The following is a 20,143-nucleotide window of genomic DNA, read 5'->3' as shown; positions in this document are numbered from 1 at the left end:
CCAGACGGGGCGTTTTTGTTTGCGTGACAAAGGCTTGGCTCCGAAATTGCGCTCAGAACGTTCCAAGTTGTCCCATTGCATCCTGCGTTTGTCCGTACCCCACACCGTCCCCTGGCGTGATTCCAGGAAAAACGCCCTCCAGGGGGACAGGGTATGAAATGGGACTGCAGGGCGAGACGCAAATCAAGGCGGCCAGACACCAAAGCCAGTGTGTTGAAGCTACTCGTGCTGGTATATGAAAGGCAAATCTTGGCGATCGCCAATATTTGTGCGAGATGCAGCAGAGCAACGACCCAAGTGAGTGCTTGCAATCCGGCAAAGTGGGATAATTCCAATGGCGGTCCGGTTCCTAAGCCGGAGTCGAATCGTTGCTGCTGGTCTGGTGTACCCAGGGACCAGGACAGTCAGGGAAAAGCGAGTGTTGGTGCTGGTTGCAAACGATCTTTCGATCCAGCCCCGGCCACCAAAATTGAAAGCCCTTGGTTCATCAGAATCAAGGGCTTTTCCTATTGGCGTTCCGGGCTTGCAGGGGCGTGGGACGCACGCGAGTGCCGGCAATGCTGCACGAAGTCGCCGTTCCGTATTTTCGAGGCGGCCGTCCTTCCGGTTCTCTCTCTCTTTCTATCTATCTCTCTATTTTCACGATGGCAGTTCTGACGGACACGACCCTGGGCATTGACTTTGGTACCTCCAACTCGGCAATGGCCGTGCGCCAAGGGGATTCGCCCGCGCGCATGTTACGCCTGGAAGGCGAGAGCAACACCTTGCCGACGGCGCTGTTCTTCAATGCCGAAGACCACCGAACCCACTATGGGCGCGATGCGGTGGAGCAGTATCTTGCCGGCACTGAAGGGCGCCTCATGCGTTCGCTCAAAAGCCTGCTGGGCAGTTCGCTGCTGCAGGACAGGACGGCGGTGCACAACGCGCTGGTGAGCTACCAGGACATCATCAGCCTGTTCCTGCGCATGCTGGCCAGCCAGGCGCGTGACACCCTGGGGGGCATGCCGGGCCGGGTGATGCTGGGGCGGCCCGTGCACTTCGTGGATGGTGACGCCTCGCGGGACCAACAGGCCGAAGATGCCCTGCGGCAGGCGGCGCAGGACGCGGGGTTTGTGAACATCGCGTTCCAGCTGGAGCCCATTGCCGCAGCGCTGGACTATGAGCAGCGCATCGAGCGCGAATCGCTGGTGCTGGTGGTGGACATCGGCGGTGGCACCTCCGATTTCACCGTGGTGCGCCTGGGGCCGGACCGGCGGGCGCGCACCGATCGCAGCCGCGACATTCTGGCCACCACCGGAGTACATGTCGGCGGCACCGATTTCGACCGGCGCCTGAGCCTGGCACTGCTGATGCCCCTGCTGGGCCTGGGCCACACCGGGCCTGCGGGGCGCGAGGTGCCGAGCCGGGTGTTCTTCGACCTGGCGACCTGGCACCTGATCCAGTGGCTGTATGCGCCGCGGGCCCTGCGCGATGCGCAGGCCCTGCGCCCCGACTATGCGCAGCCCCAGCTGCATGATCGCCTGATGACGGTGCTGCACCAGCGTCTGGGGCATCGCCTGGCCAACACGGTGGAGCAGGCCAAGATCGCGGCGTCCGGCGATGCCGTGGAGGCGCCGATGGCGCTGGACTGGGTCGAGCCGGGTCTGAACGCACTCATGACCCCCGACGGCCTGGCCCGCCACCTTGCCGGGCCGTTGCAACAGGTGGTGAACTGCGCCGCCGAATGCCTGCAGCGGGCCGGGCTGGCGCCCCAGGATCTGCAGGCCATCTATCTCACCGGGGGATCGTCGGCACTGCGCCCGCTGCGCCAGGCGCTGCGCGTGGCGTTTCCTGGCACCCCGCAGGTCGAAGGCGACCTGTTTGGTGGCGTCGCGGCAGGGTTGGCGGTTTGCGCCCCCTGAACAGCAGCGCGATGGTAGGGATAGTTTGCTCTTGAAATGATAGCTTGCATGCGCTTGTGAATAAAACGCTGCAGGCATATTTGATTCAAAAGTGCTTCATTCACCCCCGCTTTCGGGGGCCCCGCGTTTCCATGCCAGTGCGGTGTCGTACAGGCTGTTGCGGGATGCGCCGGTCACTTCCGCAGCCAGGCGCACGGCGGTCTTGAGGGGCAGTTCCTGCAGCAGCAGGCGCAGCACGCGCAGGCTGTCGCTGTCGTCGGTGGTGGGCGCCGTGGGGTGCAGCAGCACCACGAATTCACCGCGGGACCGTTGGGGCGACCCTTCCAGCCAGGCCGTCAGATCCCGGGCCCGCTGGGTGGTGATTTCTTCGAATTGCTTGGTGAGTTCGCGCGCCAGCGTGACCGGGCGATCCCCCAGTACCGACAGCGCCTGGGCCAGCTCGCCAATGCGATGGGGGGCTTCGAGCAGCACCACGCAGCGGGGTTCGCTGGCAAGCTGCTGCACGGCATTGGCCCGCTCGGCATGCTTCACCGGTAAAAAGCCGGCAAAGAGAAAACCTCCGTTTTCCGTGCTGTGCGCCACGGCACCCGCCACGCTCAAGGCTGTGGTGATGCTGCTGGCGCCCGGCAGCGGCAGGGTGCGCAGGCCGGCCGCCTGCACGGCGGCCACCAGGCGTGCGCCGGGGTCGCTGACGCCCGGTGTGCCGGCATCGCTCACGTAGGCAATGCGCTGGCCCTGCTGCAGCCGCTGCACCACGGCCAAGGCGGCTTCGGCCTCGTTGTGCTGGTGTACCGCCAGCAGTTGCGCGCTGGTCTTGTCGATGCCATAGGCGCGCAGCAGTGCCTGGGTGTGGCGCGTGTCCTCGCAGGCAATGGCATCGGCCAGCTGCAGCACATGCAGCGCGCGCAGGGTGATGTCGGCCAGGTTGCCGATGGGCGTGGCCACGACATACAGCGCACCCTGCGGATAATGCTGTGCAGCCGCTGCATCGCGTGCGGCGTTCAGGGCAGATGCGAAAGAGGCGCTCAATGAATTTCCTTGGAAAAAGACCAGCCCGGGCGAGCCCTTCGGGCCCTGGTGTCGCCAGCGGCAGTACCACGCGGCAGCGGGGCAATGCGGCCGAAGACCAGGCGCTGGCCTGTCTGCAGGCCGTGGGCCTGAAGTTGCTGGAACGCAATTATCGGACGCCCGGGCGCGGCGGAGGCGAGATTGATCTGGTGATGCGCGATCGCGACGGCACCGTGGTGTTTGTTGAGGTGCGCAGCCGCACCAGCAATACCTTCGGCGGGGCCGGTGCCAGCATTGGCGCCACCAAGCAGCGGCGTATCGTGTTTGCCGCACGCCATTACCTGATGCGCATGTCCACGCCGCCCCCGTGCCGCTTCGACGTGGTGCTGGTGGACACCTCCGTGCAATGGCTCAAGGCGGCCTTCGACGCCCAATAAGCGCGGACCACCCCAGGCCTGGCGCGCCATCCGGCGACTACGGTTTGCTACAAAACTGATAACAGGCCGCGGGTATCATCGGGCTCCCATGCTTGAGCAACGCATCCAACAGCACTTCATCGACAGTGCCGACCTGAAATACCAGGCGGCGCAGGCCCTCAGCGCGCCCATCGCCGCAGCCGTGCAGGCCATTCTGGCCTGCGTCACCAGCGGCGGCAAAGTGCTGGCCTGCGGCAATGGCCCTTCGGCCGCCGAGGCGGTGCAGTTTGCGGCTTTCTGCGTTGCGGGGTTCGAGCGTGACCGGCCCGAACTGGCTGCGCTCGCGCTGACCTGTGACAGCACCCTGCTCACGGGGGCCGGGGGACGCAGCGACGTTGACCAGCAATTCGCACGCCAGGTGCGCGCGCTCGGCCAGGCCGGCGATGTCTTGCTGGCACTGTCCGTCACGGGCAGCGATGCCAACGTGATCGCAGCCACCGAAGCCGCGCACGAGCGCGACATGACCGTGGTGATCCTCAGCGGTCGCACCGGCGGCAAGCTTGCTGCCATGGTGCGCGAGACCGATGTGCTGATCAGCGTGCCGCACGACCGTGCCGCGCGGGTGCGCGAGGTCCATGCCCTGGTGTTGCACTGCCTGTGTGACGGCGTGGATGCCCAGTTACTTGGAGAACAGGAAATACCGCTATGAAGCTGACCATGAACCGTACGGCCTGCACCCTGCTGGCTGCCGCTGCACTTGCTGCAGGCCTGTCTGCCTGCGCGCCCCTGGTTGTCGGGGGGGCAATGGTGGGCGGCTTGATGGCCACGGACCGCCGCACCACCGGCACCCAGGTGGAAGACGAAGGGATCGAGCTGCGTGCCGCCAACCGCATCCGCGAGGTGCTGGGCGATCGTGTGCATGTCAACGTCACCAGTTTCAACCGCCAGGTCTTGCTGACCGGCGAGGTGCCGACGGCGCAGGACCGTGCCACGGTGGAGAAGATCGTGACGGAGGTGAACAATGTGCGTGCGGTGGTGAACGATCTGGGCGTGATGCCCAAGTCTTCGCTGGGCCAGCGTTCCAGCGACACCCTGACCACCGGCAAGGTGCGGGCGAGTTTCGTGGATGCCAAGGATGTTTTTGCCAGTGCCTACAAGGTGGTGACCGAACGCAACGTGGTCTACCTGATGGGGCTGGTGACGCAGCGCGAGGCCACGCGCGCCTCCGAAATTGCGCGCGGCGTGAGCGGCGTGAGCAAGGTGGTGCGGGTCTTCGAACTGATCACCGATGACGACCTGCGCCGCGCCAGTACCCAGCCGCCCGCGGCCGTGACCACCGACCAGCCAGCGCCAAAGGGCAACTGACAACTAACGGCGTATGGCGGCAGGCGGTACAGCCCGGCGCCTCGCTGTCAGGTCAGGCGCTTGACCAGGCTGGATGTATCCCAGCGGTTGCCACCCATCTTCTGCACGTCGGCATAGAACTGGTCCACCAGCGCGGTCACCGGCACGCGCGAGCCATTGCGGCGGGCTTCGTCCAGCACCAGGCCCAGGTCCTTGCGCATCCAGTCCACGGCAAAGCCAAAGTCGAACTGGCCGTCCACCATGGTTTTGCCACGGTTGTCGAGCTGCCAGCTTTGGGCGGCGCCCTTGCCGATCACATCCAGCACCTGCTTCATGTCCAGCTCGGCATTCTTGCCAAAGGCCACGGCTTCGGACAGGCCCTGCACCAGGCCCGCGATGCAGATCTGGTTGACCATCTTGGCCAGCTGGCCCGAGCCGCTGGAGCCCAGCAGCGTGAACGCCCGCGAGAAAGCCATGGCCACTGGCTGGGCGGCGTCAAAAGCGGTCTGGTCGCCGCCGCACATCACCGTGAGCTGGCCGTTTTGCGCGCCCGCCTGGCCCCCGGAGACCGGGGCATCGACAAAGTGCAGCCCCAGTGCGCGCGCGGCGGCATGCAGCGCGCGCGCCACTTCGGCCGAGGCCGTGGTGTGGTCCACAAAGACGGCGCCCGGCTGCATGCCAGCGAAGGCGCCGTCCGCGCCCAGCGTCACCGAGCGCAGATCGTCGTCGTTGCCCACGCAGCAGAACACCAGGTCGGCGCCCTGTGCGGCCTCCCGCGGTGTATTGGCATGTTTTGGGGTTTTTGCGCTGGCGTATTCTGCGCACCATGCTATTGATTTTGAAGTGGTGCGGTTGTATACCGTGACTTCATGGCCGGCCAGGGCGAGGTGGCCGGCCATGGGATAGCCCATGACACCCAAGCCCAGAAAGGCGACTTTGCGGGCGGGGGTGCTGTCGTAGCTGCGGGGGTTGGTGCTTGGCATAGAGGTGGTTCCTGTAAAAAAGGTTGCCACAGGGGCAGCATTTGGAATTGGCGCGGCCCAGACCAGCGGACGCCGTGGAACTGGCTTTGCCAGGCCACTGGCGTCGTTCCCCTTCCCGCGCGTAGCGCGAGAGAAGGGGGAAGCGGCGTAGCCGTACAGGGGGGTGTCACACTATCGCGAAGTGCTCGGTACCCGAGGCCAGGTCGGTGGATTTGGCGCGCTGGCTGTTGAGCTTGATCTGCAGGCGCAGGTCGTTGAGCGAGTCGGCGTTGCGCAGCGCATCTTCGTAGCTGATCACATTGGCCTCGTAGGCATCGAACAGCGCCTGGTCGAAGGTCTGCATGCCCAGGTTGCGGCTCTTTTTCATGACTTCCTTGATCTCGGCGACTTCGCCCTTGAAGATCAGGTCGGCAATCAGCGGGGTGTTGAGCATCACCTCGACCGCAGCTGCCCGGCCCTTGCCGTCCTGCTTCGGGATCAGGCGCTGTGACACCATGGCGCGCAGGTTGAGCGACAGGTCCATCAGCAATTGGGTGCGGCGCTCTTCGGGAAAGAAATTGATGATCCGGTCCAGTGCCTGGTTGGCGCTGTTGGCGTGCAGGGTGGCCAGGCACAGGTGGCCGGTTTCGGCAAAGGCCACGGCGTGTTCCATGGTCTCGCGGTCGCGGATTTCGCCCATCAGGATCACATCGGGGGCCTGGCGCAGCGTGTTCTTGAGCGCCGCTTCCCAGCTGTCGGTGTCCAGGCCCACTTCGCGCTGCGTGACCACGCAGTTCTTGTGCGGGTGCACGAATTCCACCGGGTCTTCCACCGTGATGATGTGGCCGAACGAGTTTTCGTTGCGCCAGTCCACCATGGCGGCCAGCGTGGTCGATTTGCCCGAACCCGTGGCACCCACCAGGATGCACAGGCCACGCTTGGTCATGGTCACTTCCTTGAGGACCTGGGGCACGCCCAGGCCATCGATGGTGGGCAGCGTGAGCGGAATGGTCCGCAGCACCATGCCGACCTTGCCTTGCTGGATGAATGCGTTCACGCGAAAGCGGCCAATGCCGGCGGGCGAGATGGCAAAGTTGCATTCCTTGGTGCGCTCGAAGTCGGCCACCTGTTTGTCGCTCATGATGGCGCGCGCCAGCGTGAGGGTGTGGGTGCCGGTCAGCGGCTGGGGTGACACCTTGGTGACCTTGCCGTCCACCTTGATGGCAGGCGGAAACTCTGCCGTGATGAACAAGTCGCTGCCATTGCGGCTCACCATCAGTTTGAGCAAGTCGTTGATGAATTTACTGGCCTGATCGCGTTCCATCAGAGTTCCTTCCGAGGTGCTGTGCCTGCAGGGCGGGGGATCATTTCTGGTTGTCGCTCAGCCGGGCGCTCACGACCCGCAGGCGCAGCGACAGCTTGCGTGCCAGCAGCGCAATCAGGCTGGCGGCCAGCTGGGGATCCTTGGTCATCATGTCGTCCATGGCCTCGGCGCTCAGCACGGCGATTTCACTGTCAATGAGGGTGGTACAGGCCGAAAAGCGGATGCCGCTGTCGAGCAGCGACATTTCGCCCAGGATGTCTCCGGGCCGCGTCTCTGCCAGGCGCAGCTGCTCGCCCCAGGGCTGAAGGCGGTCCACCGCGATGGCACCGGTGAGCACCACCACCATGAAGTTGCCGTATTCCTCCTGCCGGATGACGTCGCGGTTGGCTGGAACGGCGGCAAACTCGAAAAAACGCTCCATGCGCTCCACCGCGTCCGTGTCGAGGTGGGCCATGTATTTGTCCTTGGCCCACAAGGCCTGCAGCAGCTTGCCACCGCGGCTGGGGGGCAGGCGCTTGGCGCCCACTTCCACGGCACGCGCCTCCCAGGGCACCAGCATGGAGGCGTCCACGCCCTGGCTGGCGAAGGCCGTGGAGAACAGCACGGAGTCGGTCTGATCTTCCGAAGGCGTGTCCCTGCGGGTATTGCGGCGCAGAAGGCTGAGAATGCCTTTCATAAATGGCTCCAATGTGCGGCATCTGCTGCCGCTGTGTCAGAAGGATGTGCGGGGGGCAGCCGGAGTGCGATCAACCCGGGAAGTTCTCGGGGATCTTGGCCTTGCTGCGGGCTTCCGCGGGGCTGATGATATTGCGCCGCACCAGATCGGTGAGGTTCTGGTCGAGTGTCTGCATGCCCACGCTGTTGCTGGTCTGGATGGTCGAATACATCTGCGCCACCTTGGCCTCGCGGATCAGGTTGCGGATGGCGCTGGTGCCCAGCATGATCTCGTGCGCGGCCACGCGGCCCGAGCCGTCTTTCAGCTTGCACAGCGTCTGAGAAATCACGGCTTGCAGCGATTCGGACAGCATGGCGCGGACCATTTCCTTTTCTTCGGCGGGGAACACGTCGATGATCCGGTCGATGGTCTTGGCGGCACTCGACGTGTGCAGCGTGCCAAAGACCAGGTGGCCCGTCTCTGCGGCCGTCATGGCCAGCCGGATGGTTTCGAGGTCGCGCATTTCGCCCACCAGGATCGCATCGGGGTCTTCACGCAGTGCGGACTTGAGCGCGGCGGCGAACGACAGCGTCATGGGCCCCACTTCACGCTGATTGACCAGGCACTTCTTGGATTCGTGCACGAACTCGATCGGGTCTTCCACCGTGAGGATGTGGCCGTATTCGGTTTCGTTGAGGTAGTTCACCATGGCTGCCAGCGTGGTGGACTTGCCCGAGCCCGTGGGCCCGGTCACCAGCACCAGGCCGCGCGGCTTGAGCGCCAGGTCGCCGAAGATCTTGGGGGCGTTGAGCTGCTCCAGCGTGAGGATCTTGCTGGGAATGGTGCGGAACACGGCAGCGGCGCCGCGGTTCTGGTTGAAGGCGTTGACCCGAAAGCGGGCCAGGCCATCGATCTCGAACGAGAAGTCCACCTCCAGAAACTCTTCGTACGTTTTGCGCTGCGAGTCGCTCATGATGTCGTACACCATGGCGTGAACGGTCTTGTGGTCCAGCGCGTCCACATTGATGCGCCGTACATCCCCGTGAACCCGGATCATGGGAGGCAAGCCCGCGGACAAGTGCAGGTCGGATGCCTTGTTCTTGACGCTGAATGCGAGCAACTGGGTAATGTCCACGGGTTCCCTCTCTTTGGTACGCTTGTTTCTCATTATGACCACGATTGCTACCAACCTCCAACAGGTACGGGGCCGCATCGCGCAGGCCTGTGCCGCCGCCGGCCGGGCTCCCGAAAGCGTCTCGCTGCTGGCCGTTTCCAAGACCTTTGGCGCCGAATCGGTGGTGCAGGCCGCCACCGCCGGCCAGCGGGCATTCGGTGAAAACTACATCCAGGAGGGGGTGGAGAAGATCGCCGCGGTGGGGCGGGCATGCGCGTCCGCGCTGCAGTGGCATTGCATTGGTCCCATCCAGAGCAACAAGACCCGCCTGGTGGCCGAGCATTTCGACTGGGCGCACACCGTGGACCGGCTCAAGACCGCCGAGCGCCTGTCGGCCCAGCGGCCGGACCACCTGCCACCGCTGCAGATCTGTATTCAGGTGAACATCGACGGCGGCCCCACCAAGTCGGGTGTGGCACCGGTGGATACGCTGGCGCTGGTGCGTGCTGTGGCACAACTGCCACGCCTGCGGGTGCGCGGGTTGATGAGCATCCCCGACCATGCCCCTGATTTCGAGGCGCAACTCGCAAAGCATGCAAGCGCCAGAAGGCTTTTTGACCAGATATTGGCCCTGGATGAGCCCGGGCTCGAAGGTTTTGACACCCTTTCCATGGGCATGACTGCCGATCTGGAGGCCGCCATCCAGGCGGGCAGCACCCTGGTGCGGGTCGGCACGGGCATCTTTGGCGGCCGGACCTATCCGGCACCCTGATGCGGCGCCGGATGCCTGCGCTGCGGCCCGTGCTAAGCTGATTTGCTCACTCCACGGACACCGCCCAGGGGCGGTGTGCAGCCATCACAACCCGTCAATGGAGATCTTTTCATGCCTGGATTGCTGCCCGACATCGACCCCGATGGCCTGCTCGAATTCTCGGTGGTCTACACCGACCGCGCGCTCAACCACATGTCCAGGCGCTTCACCGGCGTGATGCAGGACATCCTGTCCACACTCAAGGAGGTGTATCACGCCCCCACCGCCGTGATCGTGCCCGGCAGCGGCACCTTTGGCATGGAGGCCGTGGCGCGCCAGTTCGCCAACCGTGAAAAAGTGCTGATCGTGCGCAACGGCTGGTTCAGCTACCGCTGGAGCCAGATTTTCGACGCCGACAAGGGCCTGGGCGGCGGCGCCGTGATCTGCAAGGCCCGCCCGCAGGGCAGCGGACCGCAGGCGCCCTGGGCACCGTGCCCGGCCGATGAGGTGGCGGCCGCCATCCGCGCCGGCAAACCCAAGGTGGTGTTCGCGCCCCATGTGGAAACGGCCAGCGGCATCATCCTGAGCGACGACTACCTCCGCACGCTGACGGCCGCTGCGCACGAGGTGGGCGCGCTCTTCGTGCTCGACTGCGTGGCCTCGGGTGCCATGTGGGTGGACATGCAGGCCACGGGCGTGGACGTGCTGATTTCCGCGCCGCAAAAAGGCTGGAGCGGCTCGCCCTGCTGCGCCATGGTGATGCTGGGCGAACGCGCGCGCTTGGGCCTAGACGGCACCACCAGCAGCAGCTTCTCGTGCGACCTCAAGAAGTGGATGCAGATCGCCGAGGGCTACGAAAAGGGCCAGCACGCCTACCACACCACCATGCCCACCGACGCGCTGGTGCGCCTGCGCGACGTGATGCAGGAGACACGTGCCTACGGTTTTGCCAAGGTGCGCGAAGAGCAGATTGCACTGGGCGCCAAGGTGCGCGCGCTGCTCGAATCGCGTGGCTTCCCCAGCGTGGCGGCCGAAGGCTTCAAGGCGCCCGGCGTGGTGGTGAGCCACACCACCGACCCGGGTATCCAGAGCGGCAAGAAATTCATGGAAGTGGGCCTGCAGACCGCCGCCGGCGTGCCGCTGCAGTGCGACGAAGGGCCGGACTTCAAGACCTTCCGCATCGGCCTGTTCGGTCTGGACAAGTGGCACAACGTGGAGCGCACGGTGGGCCACCTGTCCCGGGCGCTGGACCAGATGGCGGCGGCTGCCTGACGGGGTGAGGTCGAGGTTGGCTGGCTGGCACGGATGAATCCAGACCCCAACCCCGCCGTCCTCGCCTTGCGCCGCGCCAAGCGCCAGGCCCTGGGCCTTTTGCTGCTGGTGACCGCCGTGTTCATCGCCACCAGCGTGGTCGAACGCGGTCTGCTGCTGAACTGCGTGAAAGCCATGGCCGAGGCCGCCATGGTCGGCGCCCTGGCCGACTGGTTTGCGGTGGTGGCGCTGTTTCGCCGGCCACTGGGCCTGCCCATCCCGCACACGGCGGTGATCGCGCGCAACAAGGACCGGATTGGCGCCAACCTGGCGGCCTTTGTGCGCGACCGCTTCCTCGATCCGCCCTCGCTGGTGGCGCTCATCCGGCGCCACGACCCCGCCGCGCGGCTGGCCCAATGGCTGGGCGATGCGGGCAACGCCAGCTTGCTGGGCCAGCAGGCGGCGCGGCTGCTCAGCGCCGCCCTCGATACCGTGCAGGATGCGCAGATGGAGCGCTTCATCCGCAAGGCGGCGCGCACCCTCATCGGGCGGGTGGATCTGTCGGGCACCCTGGCCACGCTGCTGGGGGCGCTCACCCACAACGGGCGCCACCAGGCGCTGCTTGACGATGCACTGGGCCGGCTGATCGTGGTGCTGCAGGAGGAGGGCACGCGCCACCTGATTGCCACCACCATCGTGCAGTGGCTCAAGAAAGAACATCCGCTCAAGGAAAAAATGCTGCCCACCGACTGGCTGGGCGACAAGGGCTCGGCCATGATCGCCAACGCGCTCGAGGCCGTGCTGGCCGACGTGGCGCAGAACCCGCAGCACCAGTTGCGCGCACAGTTCGACGCGGCCGTGCAGCGGCTGGTGCACAGGCTGCAGACCGATCCGGACTGGGCGCGCAAGGGCGAGGAGATCCGGCGCTACCTGCAGACCAATGCCACGCTGGGCCGCTATGTGCAGGACCTGTGGCTGGGCATGCGCGCCGCCCTGCAGCGCGACCTGGCCGACGAGCACTCGGCCGTGGCGCGCAACGTGCATGCCATGGGCGCGTGGTTTGGCCGATCGCTGGCGGGTGATGCGGCATTGCGCCAGTCGCTCAACCTGCGGCTGGAAAGCTGGGTGCAGGGGCTGGCGCCGGATGTGTCGCAGTTCATTGCGCAGCACATCGAGGACACGGTGCGGCGCTGGGATGCCGAGGAGATGACGGCGTTGATCGAGCTGAACATCGGCAAGGACCTGCAGTACATCCGGATCAATGGGACGGTGGTGGGTGGGTTGATTGGGCTGGTGTTGTTTGGGGTGTCGCATGCGGGGGAGATCTGGCGGGCGGTGCTTCGTTTTTGAGGTGTTTGAGATTTCCCCGTTGTGTGCGGGCTGAACTTGCCTGTTCTGAGCTTGCCGATGGGTTGAGCGCTGGTTTGTTTGTGTGCTTTGGCTGAGGGCGGAGGCCGGGTCTCGGCCCGGCGGCCGACTCACTTTTCTTTGCTTCGCCAAAGAAAAGTAAGCCAAAGAAAGGCGACCCACCGTCTGCGGCCCCTTCGGGGAAAACCTGCGTCGGTGCGGTTGCGGGGTGCGCCGTGGAACTCGCTTTGCGCTGCGCGCGCCGCTCGGACAGCCACGGCGAGTCAGTGGACGAAGCATGCGCGCACTGGCGCGCATGCCACCCCGCAACCGCCCCGCCGCAGGCGCAGCCAGATGGGGGTGAACAGCCAACAGCCACACGGGCCATCGCTGCGCTCGGCCCCATCTCGCGGGCGCAAGCGCCACGCGCTGAACAGGCTGGGCCGAGCGCAGCGAGTTCGAGCGAGACCCCGCTGGACGCGAGCACCACAGGTTGCCCGCAGCGAAGCGCAGGGACGCAGCCTGCAGGGGCGCCTTTTCTTTGGTGACTTTCTTTTGGCGAAGCAAAAGAAAGCCACTGCGCCGCCGGGCGCACACCCCGGCTCCCGCCCCATGCAAAGGCACACCACAAACTATCAAACCAATCGCTACCAGCGCTGGCTGGATAAGCGCTGAAGGCCAATTCCGTTCAAAAACCCCGTCCTGCCTTCAAAACCTCGGCAACTCCGGGTGCTGGATCTGCCCCCCCCGCACCAGCATCTTCCCGTACTCCGCACACCGGTTCAGCGTAGGAATCACCTTGCCTGGGTTCAGCAATCCTGCCGGGTCGAATGCATGCTTGAGCCCCAGCATCTGCGCGTTTTCTTCGGCAGAGAACTGCACACACATGCTGTTGAGCTTCTCCACCCCCACACCATGTTCGCCCGTCACCGTGCCGCCCATGGCCACGCTGGTCTCCAGGATGTCGGCGCCAAACAGCTCGCAGCGGCGCAGCTGGTCGGCATCGTTCGCATCGAAGAGGATCAGTGGGTGCAGGTTGCCGTCGCCCGCGTGGAACACGTTGGCGCAGCGCAGCTGGTATTTCTTTTCCATCTCCTGGATGGCCAGCAGGATGTCCGCCAGGCGCTTTCTCGGAATGGTCGAGTCCATGCACATGTAGTCGGGGCTGATGCGGCCACTGGCCGGGAAGGCGTTCTTGCGGCCGCTCCAGAAGCGCAGGCGCTCGGCCTCGTCGCGGCTCACGCTGATGGCGGTGGCGCCCGCAGCGCGCAGCACCTCGCTCATGCGGCCGATTTCTTCTTCCACTTCTTCGGGCGTGCCGTCGCTCTCGCACAGCAGGATGGCCTCGGCCGTGAGGTCGTAGCCCGCGTGCACGAAATCTTCCACGGCGGCGGTCATGGGTTTGTCCATCATCTCCAGGCCGGCGGGGATGATGCCGGCGGCGATCACGGCGGCCACCGCATCGCCCGCCTTGCGCACGTCGTCAAAGCTGGCCATGATGCAGCGCGCCAGCAGGGGCTTGGGGATGAGCTTGACGGTGACTTCGGTGGTCACGGCCAGCATGCCCTCGCTGCCGATCACGGCGGCCAGCAGATCGTAGCCGGGGGCGTCCAGCGCCGCGCTGCCGAATTCCACGGGATCGCCTTCCACCGTGAAGCCCTTCACCTTGAGCACGTTGTGCACCGTGAGGCCGTATTTGAGGCAGTGCACGCCGCCCGAGTTCTCGGCCACGTTGCCGCCGATGGTGCAGGCGATCTGGCTGCTGGGGTCGGGCGCGTAGTACAGGCCATACGGCGCCGCTGCCTCGCTGATCGCCAGGTTGCGCACGCCGCACTGCACTATGGCCGTGCGGCTTTCCGGGTTGAGGTCGAGGATGCGGTTGAACTTGGCCAGCGACATCGTCACGCCCAGGGCGTGGGGCATGGCGCCGCCCGACAGGCCCGTGCCCGCACCGCGCGCCACCACCGGCACCTGCAGCCGATGGCACACCTGCAGCACGGCCTGCACCTCGTCATACGTTTCGGGCAGGCACACCACCAATGGGCGCTGGCGGTAGGCGGTGAGGCCATCGCATTCATACGGTGTGGTGTCTTCGCTGTGCCAGAGCAGGGCGTGCGCGGGTACCACGCGGCCCAGGGCCTGGACCACCTCGGCCTGGCGCGTGGCGCGTTCGGCGGGTGTGGGCGGCGAGATGGAAGAGGAGCCAGTGTTCATGGCCGCCACTGTAGGGGATGGCAGGGTACCAGGGTGTGAGCTTTTCTGCAGGTGTTTGTGAAAAGCACCGGGTTGCTCATCTATCCATAGCTGCTGGCATTTATATATAAAGCGCTAGAGCCTCATTTGGCTTGAAGTTTTATCAGGCCATGGTTTTGCGCAGCCACTCCGCAAAGGCAGCACATTCCCAGCGGTCCATGGTGCCGGTGCGCCAGCACAGGTAGTGCGCGTGGGGGCTGGCGGTGTCGGTGGCGAACAGGCGCACCAGCGTGCCGTTTTCCAGCCAGGGTGCCCCGAGCTTGAGGCGCACCAATGCCACCCCCATGCCGGCGGCGGCGCCGTCGCACATCAGACCGATGTCGTTGAACTGCGAGCCTTCGCTGGGTTCGGCCCAGTCGAGGCCGGTGGCGGCAAACCAGGTGCGCCAGGGCTCCAGCGGGCTGCGCAGCAGGGGCACGCCTTCGAGGTCTTCGGGGTGGTCGAACGGGCCGTGCTCGCGCACGAAGGCGGGCGAGGCCAGGGGCGTGACCACGTCGCGCGCAATCTCCGCGTGCTCGACATCGGCATAGTGGCCGGCGCCAAAGCGCACCATCAGGTCGGCGTCCTCGGCCACCACATCGAGCAGCGGAATGGACACCTGCAGCGCCAGGTCGATCTCGGGGTAGGCCTCGGTGAACTGGCGCAGGCGCGGGATCAGGATGGCGCGCGCAAACGTGGGCGTGACGGCCAGCTTGAGCCGCCTGCGCCCTGGCGCGGTCGCCTGCCCCGGAAAGCGCTGCAGCGCGGTAAGCCCCTCGCGCACATGGGCGAGATAGGCGCTGCCCTCGGTGGTCAGCGAAAAATCGGCCCGGCCGAACAGCTGCGCGCCCAGGATCTGTTCGAGCTGCTTGACCCGGTGGCTCACGGCGCTGGGCGTCACGCACAGCTCGTCGGCCGTCTGGGTCACGCTGCGCAGGCGTGCCAAGGCCTCGAAGGTCAGCAGGCACTGGATGGGCGGTATGCGCCGGGCTGCGCTGCTGAGGAAGGAGGACGGGGCGGTGGTGGCCATCGGTGCTGGGCCGGCCGGTCAGCGGAAGATGACGGTCTTGTGGCCGTTCAGCAGCACCCGGTGCTCGCTGTGCCACTTCACGGCGCGGGCCAGTACCTGGCTTTCGGTGTCGCGGCCCCGGGCGGTGAGGTCTTCCACCGTGTCGGTGTGATCGGCGCGGGCCACGTCCTGCTCGATGATCGGGCCTTCGTCCAGGTCGGCCGTCACGTAGTGGGCGGTGGCGCCGATGAGCTTCACGCCCCGGTCATGCGCCTGGTAGTACGGCTTGGCACCCTTGAAGCTGGGCAGGAAGCTGTGGTGGATGTTGATGGCCCGGCCCGTCAACTTTTGGCACAGGTCAAGAGAAAGTACCTGCATGTAACGCGCCAGCACCACCAGCTCGGCCCCTTCGGCCTCGATGATCTCGAGCTGCCTGGCTTCGGCCTGGGGCTTGGTGGCGGCAGTCACCGGGATGTGGTGGAACGGCACGTTGTAGCTGGCCGCCAGCTGGTAGAAGTCGCGGTGGTTGCTGATGATGGCGCGGATGTCGATGGGCAGCAGGCCACTCTTCCAGCGGAACAGCAGATCGTTCAGGCAATGGCCTTCCTTGCTGACCAGGAGCACGGTTTTCATGGGCGTGGCCGTCGCATGCAGGGTCCAGTGCATCTGGTGGGGCTCTGCAAAGCTGGTCAGGCGGGCCTTGAGAGTGGCGTGGTCGTGCAGGTCGCAGGCGAACTGCACGCGCATGAAGAACAGGCCGGTGGCGTGGTCGTTGTACTGGGCGGCTTCTTCGATGTTGCCGCCGTGCTCCACCAGGAAGCCCGAGACAGCATGCACCAGCCCCAGGCGGTCGGGGCAGGACAGGGTAAGAATATAGGCGTTGGTCATAGCCGCAACATTGTCGCAGCTAGGCCAGCAGGGGATCGAAGAAAGCGATTCATGCGCCATCCGATGGACATTGGCGCTGGTGACCTGCGGCGTCTGCGCGAACGGGGCCTGCGGCTGGCGGTGGACGATTGCGGCACCGGCTATTCCTCGCTGGCGCAGTTCCAATAGTTTCCCATCGATGTGCCCAAGACGAGGCGTTGGCCGCCCTGGTGCGGGCCCAACAGGCGGGGTGAGCTACAGCGGGGCCGACGGCTTTTCCTGCCGGCGTGCCGGTGGGGGCTACTTCTGCGGGCGCAACACGGCGCACGCGTCCTGCGGCGGCAGCGGCGCGGTGGTGATGGCAATATCAACTCCTGTTTTGGTAGCTGCTAGCGCCGGATCCGTATGCGCTGAAAGCACTTTGGATGTCAAACTGCGCGGCCAGTGGGTGGGAATACCCCGGTGGCGCAGCACATGTTCGCCCCCGGCCACCAGCAGCACGGTCTGGTCCGGGCGCACCGCCTCCTGTGCGGTGCGGGCCAGGCTGGCGTCGCGCGCGATCTGGATGCGGGCCATGGCAGGCAGGCGCGCGGCGGGCAGCAGACCGCAATGGCCGTCCTGCAGCGCATCGAGCAGTTGCTGGCGGGCGGTGGAGGACAGGTGGCCGTCCCAGCGGGTTTCCTGCATGGCCACGGCCATTGCGCTGCGCGGCAGGTTGCCCCCCAGCACGGGCACCCCGGCACGCACGGCGGCCATGACCACGGGGCCATAGGTAGACCAGGGCCAGGCGGCGTCGTGCCACTGCAGGGCCGCCTGTACCTTCTCCTCGGTGGCATCCTGCGGCAGTGCTGCGGTGCTGTGGCCGCGCTCGGCCATTTCCAGCACCAGGGCCGCCAGCCGGCCGCGCGCTGCCAGCCACAGCACCGTGTCGCGTTGCAGCCGCTGGTGGTCGGGGGCGTCATGCTGCTCGCCGAGCAGCAGTATGTCGGTGGGCGCGGCGCCTTCCAGCGGCGCCGGCCACAAGGCGCCAGGCACCACGGCAGGGGAACTGGCGCAACCGGCAAGGGCCAGGGCGGTGAAAGCGGCTCCCAGAGGCCGCAAAAAGTGGGAAAACGTGGACGGCATGGCGCCATGCTACGCATCTCCAGCTTGATTTAAGTCAAGACAGAGTCTGCCCATTCTTCCTACACTGCGCCCATGCGCACCAAGTCCCCGCTGACCTTCAAACTGCTGGCCATGGGCGGGGGCTTTCTGCTGGTGGCCCTGGCTTCCATCGGCTTGACGCTGTGGGTGACCTGGAAACTCGAAGGGGGCGCGGCGGCTGTCAACGAGGCCGGGCGCCTGCGCATGCACATGCTGCGCATGGTGCTGGTGCAGCAGACGGCGTTCCCCGAAGAGGTGCAAAGGCAAGCGCGGCAGTTCGACGCCAGCCTGGAGTTGCTGCGCACGGGCGATCCCTCGCGCCCCCTGTTCGTGCCTTGGGGGGAGGACACGCGGACACGCTATGAAAGCATCCGCACCACCTGGGTGGGTTTGCGCACCGAGTGGTCCCTGGGCTTGCCGCCGGACCGTGCCCGGTCCCTGGCCCAGGCCGACCGCTTTGTGCAGCAGGTGGACGGTTTCGTCGAGGCCATAGAAATCCAGATCGCGGGCTGGACGGCCGCGTTGCATGTCTTTCAACTCTTCATGATGGCCGTGGCGATTGCCGCAGCGGTGACCTTCATGGCGGTGAGCTACCTGTTGGTGATCAACCCGCTGGCGCAATTGCAGCAGGCGCTGGCGCGCTTGCGCCAGGGTGAGTGGGGCGTGCGGCTACCCCTGGAGGAAGAGGACGAATTTGGCCAGCTTTCGGCGGGCTTCAACCGGATGGCCCATGCCTTGCAGGTCTCGCACGAGGACCTGGAGCAAAAGGTGCGCGAGAAGACCGCCAGCATCGCCGTGCAGAACCAGCGCCTGGCGGCGCTTTATGAGGTGAGCGCGCTGGCTTCCACGGCGACCGCCCTGGAAGCGCTGGCGCAAGGCTTTGTGCAGCAGATCCGCCGGGTGGCGGGCGCCGATGCGGCCGCAGTGCGCTGGTCCGACGAGGCCAACGAGCGCTATGTGCTGCTGGCCGGCGACGGCATGCCGCACGCCATGACCGAACAGGAGCATTGCCTGCACACGGGCACCTGCATGTGCGGCCAGCCGCAGCACCAGGCACATACCCGCGTCATACCGATCATTGCATCCACTCCGCTGGGGTTTCCGCATTGCCGCGATGCCGGCTACCAGACCTTGGTGGCCATACCGGTACAGATGCAGCAGCGGGTGCTCGGCGAGGTCAATCTGTTTTTCCGCCCGTCGGTGGCGCTGACGGATGAAGTGCGTGATCTTCTGGAAGCCATGACGCGCCATCTGGCCAGCGCCATGGAGGGCTTGCGCGCCACTGCCCTGGAGCGCGAGGCCGCCGTGGCGCAGGAGCGCAGCCTGCTGGCGCGCGAGCTGCATGACTCGATTGCCCAGTCGCTGGCTTTCCTCAAGATCCAGACGCAGCTGCTGCGCGATGCCGTGGCCAAGGGCGATACCGTGGCGCGGGACCGCAGCATGGGCGAGCTCGATGTGGGCGTGCGCGAGTGCTATGCCGATGTGCGCGAATTGCTGGTGCACTTTCGCACACGTACCAGCGAAGAAGACATCGAGACGGCACTGCGCTCGACCCTTTCCAAGTTCGAGCACCAGACCGGCATCGCCACTGCGCTCACCATGGCGGGCCACGGCCTGCCCCTGCCGTCCGATGTGCAGATCCAGGTCCTGCACATGGTGCAGGAAGCCCTGTCGAACGTGCGCAAGCACGCGGGCGCGACCCGGGTGGAGTTGCGCGTGCAACGGCATCCCCGCTGGCGCTTCGAAGTGCAGGACAACGGGGTGGGGTTTGATGTTCGGGCGGTGCCGCCCGACTCCATACATGTCGGTCTGGGCATCATGCGCGAGCGCGCGCAGCGCATTGGCGCGGCGGTGCAGGTCGATTCGTCTTCCGGTGCGGGCACGCGCGTGTGCATCGAGCTTCCCACCCTGTCCGCAGCGCAGGAGCCGCGCGAGCCGTCCATGCTGCCTGTTGCCCGTTTCGTTCATTGATGCCTATGCCAAATCTGCCGCCCGTGACCTTGCTCGTCGTGGACGACCACAACCTGTTTCGCCGGGGCTTGGTGGCCTTGCTGGGGCAGGACCCTCGCCTGCAGGTGGTGGGCGAGGCGGGCGATGCTGCGCAGGCGATGCGCCTGGCCCCCGCACTGCGCCCGGACGTGATCCTGCTCGACAACCATTTGCCCGGGGTGACCGGGGTGGACGCCATCCAGGGGCTGCGAGAAGTGTCTCCGGCCTCCCGCGTGCTCATGCTCACCGTGAGCGAAGATTCACAGGATCTGGCCACCGCGCTGCGCAATGGTGCACAGGGGTATCTGCTCAAGACCATCGACGGCGATCTGCTGGCGCAGGCCATTCACCGCGCGGCCGCCGGCGAGCCCGTGGTCAGCCCGGAGTTGATGGGCAAGCTGGTGGCTGCTTTCCAGTCGCAGGGCGCACCAGAGGTGAACGGCGCCCTTGCAGCGTCGCCGTCCGACAAGACACCAGCGGTGGCGCCGCAGAGCACGCCCCTGTCACCACGCGAGGAAGATGTGCTGCGCGAGATTGCACGGGGCGCCAGCAACAAGGAAATCGCCCGGGCGCTGGATATTGCCGAAACCACCGTCAAGATCCATGTGCAGCACATCCTGCGCAAACTGGGACTGAGCTCGCGCGTGCAGGCCGCCGTGTACGCCTCTGACCGCCAGCGGTAGCGCGCAAGCCCCGACATTCCTGTTTCAGGGGACTAGTCCTTTCGAACGATGGGACGGCGATCCCATCATCCTTTTGCCGTGCTGACCCGTCCTGAAGAGGGATAGGCAAAACCCTGCCTTCGCGGGACCATGCGTGCCATACAGGAA

General features: G+C 65.8%; 18 protein-coding genes. 9 read left to right on the top strand and 9 right to left on the bottom strand.

What is annotated here, in order from left to right; genetic code table 11:
• Nucleotides 1-644: 644 nt before the first annotated feature.
• The gene (locus AC1Q5S_RS15530) at nt 645-1,901 is read left to right on the top strand and encodes an Hsp70 family protein (protein ID WP_422205559.1); all 1,257 of its coding nucleotides are present in this window, start codon (nt 645-647) and stop codon (nt 1,899-1,901) included.
• A 96-nt stretch (nt 1,902-1,997) separates the two neighbouring features.
• Here AC1Q5S_RS15530 and rsmI read toward each other — a convergent pair whose 3' ends face one another.
• Complete coding sequence (gene rsmI, locus AC1Q5S_RS15525; RefSeq protein ID WP_422205557.1) at nt 1,998-2,930, bottom strand: 16S rRNA (cytidine(1402)-2'-O)-methyltransferase; 933 nt, start codon at nt 2,928-2,930, stop codon at nt 1,998-2,000.
• Between rsmI and AC1Q5S_RS15520 the strand changes: the two genes are divergently transcribed.
• The 3 genes from AC1Q5S_RS15520 (at nt 2,930) to AC1Q5S_RS15510 (ending at nt 4,690) form a co-directional block, all read left to right on the top strand.
• Nucleotides 2,930-3,346, top strand: a complete 417-nt coding sequence (locus AC1Q5S_RS15520) for a YraN family protein (protein ID WP_422205555.1) — start codon at nt 2,930-2,932, stop codon at nt 3,344-3,346. The two genes, rsmI and AC1Q5S_RS15520, sit on opposite strands and share 1 nt — an antisense overlap.
• Before the next feature lie 88 nt (nt 3,347-3,434).
• Nucleotides 3,435-4,034: an SIS domain-containing protein gene (locus AC1Q5S_RS15515; RefSeq protein ID WP_422205553.1), complete on the top strand. Its 600-nt coding sequence runs from the start codon at nt 3,435-3,437 to the stop codon at nt 4,032-4,034.
• On the top strand, nt 4,031-4,690 hold the full coding sequence (locus AC1Q5S_RS15510; protein WP_422205551.1) for a BON domain-containing protein: 660 nt from the start codon (nt 4,031-4,033) through the stop codon (nt 4,688-4,690). Before AC1Q5S_RS15515 ends, AC1Q5S_RS15510 begins: the two co-directional genes overlap by 4 nt.
• A 47-nt stretch (nt 4,691-4,737) precedes the next feature.
• Here the strand turns inward: AC1Q5S_RS15510 and AC1Q5S_RS15505 are convergent, their stop codons facing one another.
• The 4 genes from AC1Q5S_RS15505 to AC1Q5S_RS15490 all read right to left on the bottom strand — a co-directional run bounded on the left by AC1Q5S_RS15505 (nt 4,738) and on the right by AC1Q5S_RS15490 (nt 8,745).
• Nucleotides 4,738-5,652 (bottom strand): NAD(P)-dependent oxidoreductase, encoded by a 915-nt coding sequence (locus AC1Q5S_RS15505; RefSeq protein ID WP_492239056.1) that lies wholly within the window; start codon nt 5,650-5,652, stop codon nt 4,738-4,740.
• A gap of 166 nt (nt 5,653-5,818) precedes the next feature.
• The gene (locus AC1Q5S_RS15500; RefSeq protein ID WP_422205547.1) at nt 5,819-6,955 is read right to left on the bottom strand and encodes a PilT/PilU family type 4a pilus ATPase; all 1,137 of its coding nucleotides are present in this window, start codon (nt 6,953-6,955) and stop codon (nt 5,819-5,821) included.
• 40 nt (nt 6,956-6,995) lie between these two features.
• A complete protein-coding gene (locus tag AC1Q5S_RS15495) occupies nt 6,996-7,631 on the bottom strand; it encodes a Crp/Fnr family transcriptional regulator (RefSeq protein ID WP_422205545.1) in 636 nt (211 codons plus the stop codon).
• Between the two features lie 70 nt (nt 7,632-7,701).
• Nucleotides 7,702-8,745, bottom strand: coding sequence for a type IV pilus twitching motility protein PilT (locus AC1Q5S_RS15490; protein ID WP_092697546.1), 1,044 nt, complete (start codon nt 8,743-8,745; stop codon nt 7,702-7,704).
• Between the two features lie 34 nt (nt 8,746-8,779).
• On the opposite strand from AC1Q5S_RS15490, the gene AC1Q5S_RS15485 reads away from it, so the two are divergent.
• The 3 genes from AC1Q5S_RS15485 to AC1Q5S_RS15475 all read left to right on the top strand — a co-directional run bounded on the left by AC1Q5S_RS15485 (nt 8,780) and on the right by AC1Q5S_RS15475 (nt 12,076).
• Nucleotides 8,780-9,496 (top strand): YggS family pyridoxal phosphate-dependent enzyme, encoded by a 717-nt coding sequence (locus AC1Q5S_RS15485; protein WP_422205543.1) that lies wholly within the window; start codon nt 8,780-8,782, stop codon nt 9,494-9,496.
• A gap of 111 nt (nt 9,497-9,607) precedes the next feature.
• The gene (locus tag AC1Q5S_RS15480) at nt 9,608-10,747 is read left to right on the top strand and encodes an aminotransferase class V-fold PLP-dependent enzyme (protein ID WP_492239055.1); all 1,140 of its coding nucleotides are present in this window, start codon (nt 9,608-9,610) and stop codon (nt 10,745-10,747) included.
• A 33-nt stretch (nt 10,748-10,780) separates the two neighbouring features.
• Nucleotides 10,781-12,076 carry a DUF445 domain-containing protein gene (locus tag AC1Q5S_RS15475; protein ID WP_422205539.1) on the top strand — a complete coding sequence of 432 codons (1,296 nt, stop codon included), beginning with the start codon at nt 10,781-10,783 and terminating at the stop codon, nt 12,074-12,076.
• Between the two features lie 705 nt (nt 12,077-12,781).
• Here AC1Q5S_RS15475 and AC1Q5S_RS15470 read toward each other — a convergent pair.
• The 4 genes from AC1Q5S_RS15470 to AC1Q5S_RS15455 form a co-directional block, all read right to left on the bottom strand.
• Entirely contained in the window at nt 12,782-14,287 is a 1,506-nt protein-coding gene (locus AC1Q5S_RS15470; RefSeq protein ID WP_422202856.1) for an FAD-linked oxidase C-terminal domain-containing protein, read from the bottom strand.
• 142 nt (nt 14,288-14,429) lie between these two features.
• Nucleotides 14,430-15,335 (bottom strand): LysR substrate-binding domain-containing protein, encoded by a 906-nt coding sequence (locus tag AC1Q5S_RS15465; protein WP_092697447.1) that lies wholly within the window; start codon nt 15,333-15,335, stop codon nt 14,430-14,432.
• Between the two features lie 18 nt (nt 15,336-15,353).
• Nucleotides 15,354-16,202, bottom strand: coding sequence for a formyltetrahydrofolate deformylase (gene purU / locus AC1Q5S_RS15460; protein ID WP_422202854.1), 849 nt, complete (start codon nt 16,200-16,202; stop codon nt 15,354-15,356).
• 279 nt (nt 16,203-16,481) lie between these two features.
• Nucleotides 16,482-17,306: a ChaN family lipoprotein gene (locus AC1Q5S_RS15455; protein WP_303837184.1), complete on the bottom strand. Its 825-nt coding sequence runs from the start codon at nt 17,304-17,306 to the stop codon at nt 16,482-16,484.
• Nucleotides 17,307-17,378: 72 nt separating this feature from the next.
• On the opposite strand from AC1Q5S_RS15455, the gene AC1Q5S_RS15450 reads away from it, so the two are divergent.
• Together AC1Q5S_RS15450 and AC1Q5S_RS15445 are read left to right on the top strand one after the other, a co-directional pair.
• Nucleotides 17,379-19,295, top strand: coding sequence for a type IV pili methyl-accepting chemotaxis transducer N-terminal domain-containing protein (locus AC1Q5S_RS15450; RefSeq protein WP_303837182.1), 1,917 nt, complete (start codon nt 17,379-17,381; stop codon nt 19,293-19,295).
• Complete coding sequence (locus AC1Q5S_RS15445; protein ID WP_303837180.1) at nt 19,295-19,996, top strand: response regulator; 702 nt, start codon at nt 19,295-19,297, stop codon at nt 19,994-19,996. Before AC1Q5S_RS15450 ends, AC1Q5S_RS15445 begins: the two co-directional genes overlap by 1 nt.
• Nucleotides 19,997-20,143: the final 147 nt, after the last annotated feature.

Source organism: Acidovorax sp. GW835-FHT14B10, assembly GCF_058793725.1.
Note: the sequence above shows the minus strand (reverse complement) of the source record. Positions and strands in the feature narration are given on the sequence as shown.

Excerpts from the sequence above, each read along its gene's own strand:
- AC1Q5S_RS15530 (WP_422205559.1), top strand. The coding sequence starts at position 645 with ATGGCAGTTCTGACGGACACGACCCTGGGCATTGACTTTGGTACCTCC.
- AC1Q5S_RS15495 (WP_422205545.1), bottom strand. The coding sequence starts at position 7,631 with ATGAAAGGCATTCTCAGCCTTCTGCGCCGCAATACCCGCAGGGACACG.
- AC1Q5S_RS15515 (WP_422205553.1), top strand. The coding sequence starts at position 3,435 with ATGCTTGAGCAACGCATCCAACAGCACTTCATCGACAGTGCCGACCTG.
- AC1Q5S_RS15505 (WP_492239056.1), bottom strand. The coding sequence starts at position 5,652 with ATGCCAAGCACCAACCCCCGCAGCTACGACAGCACCCCCGCCCGCAAA.
- AC1Q5S_RS15485 (WP_422205543.1), top strand. The coding sequence starts at position 8,780 with ATGACCACGATTGCTACCAACCTCCAACAGGTACGGGGCCGCATCGCG.
- AC1Q5S_RS15450 (WP_303837182.1), top strand. The coding sequence starts at position 17,379 with ATGCGCACCAAGTCCCCGCTGACCTTCAAACTGCTGGCCATGGGCGGG.
- AC1Q5S_RS15480 (WP_492239055.1), top strand. The coding sequence starts at position 9,608 with ATGCCTGGATTGCTGCCCGACATCGACCCCGATGGCCTGCTCGAATTC.
- AC1Q5S_RS15475 (WP_422205539.1), top strand. The coding sequence starts at position 10,781 with ATGAATCCAGACCCCAACCCCGCCGTCCTCGCCTTGCGCCGCGCCAAG.
- AC1Q5S_RS15445 (WP_303837180.1), top strand. The coding sequence starts at position 19,295 with ATGCCTATGCCAAATCTGCCGCCCGTGACCTTGCTCGTCGTGGACGAC.
- purU (WP_422202854.1), bottom strand. The coding sequence starts at position 16,202 with ATGACCAACGCCTATATTCTTACCCTGTCCTGCCCCGACCGCCTGGGG.
- AC1Q5S_RS15455 (WP_303837184.1), bottom strand. The coding sequence starts at position 17,306 with ATGCCGTCCACGTTTTCCCACTTTTTGCGGCCTCTGGGAGCCGCTTTC.
- AC1Q5S_RS15500 (WP_422205547.1), bottom strand. The coding sequence starts at position 6,955 with ATGGAACGCGATCAGGCCAGTAAATTCATCAACGACTTGCTCAAACTG.
- AC1Q5S_RS15510 (WP_422205551.1), top strand. The coding sequence starts at position 4,031 with ATGAAGCTGACCATGAACCGTACGGCCTGCACCCTGCTGGCTGCCGCT.
- AC1Q5S_RS15465 (WP_092697447.1), bottom strand. The coding sequence starts at position 15,335 with ATGGCCACCACCGCCCCGTCCTCCTTCCTCAGCAGCGCAGCCCGGCGC.
- AC1Q5S_RS15520 (WP_422205555.1), top strand. The coding sequence starts at position 2,930 with ATGAATTTCCTTGGAAAAAGACCAGCCCGGGCGAGCCCTTCGGGCCCT.
- AC1Q5S_RS15470 (WP_422202856.1), bottom strand. The coding sequence starts at position 14,287 with ATGAACACTGGCTCCTCTTCCATCTCGCCGCCCACACCCGCCGAACGC.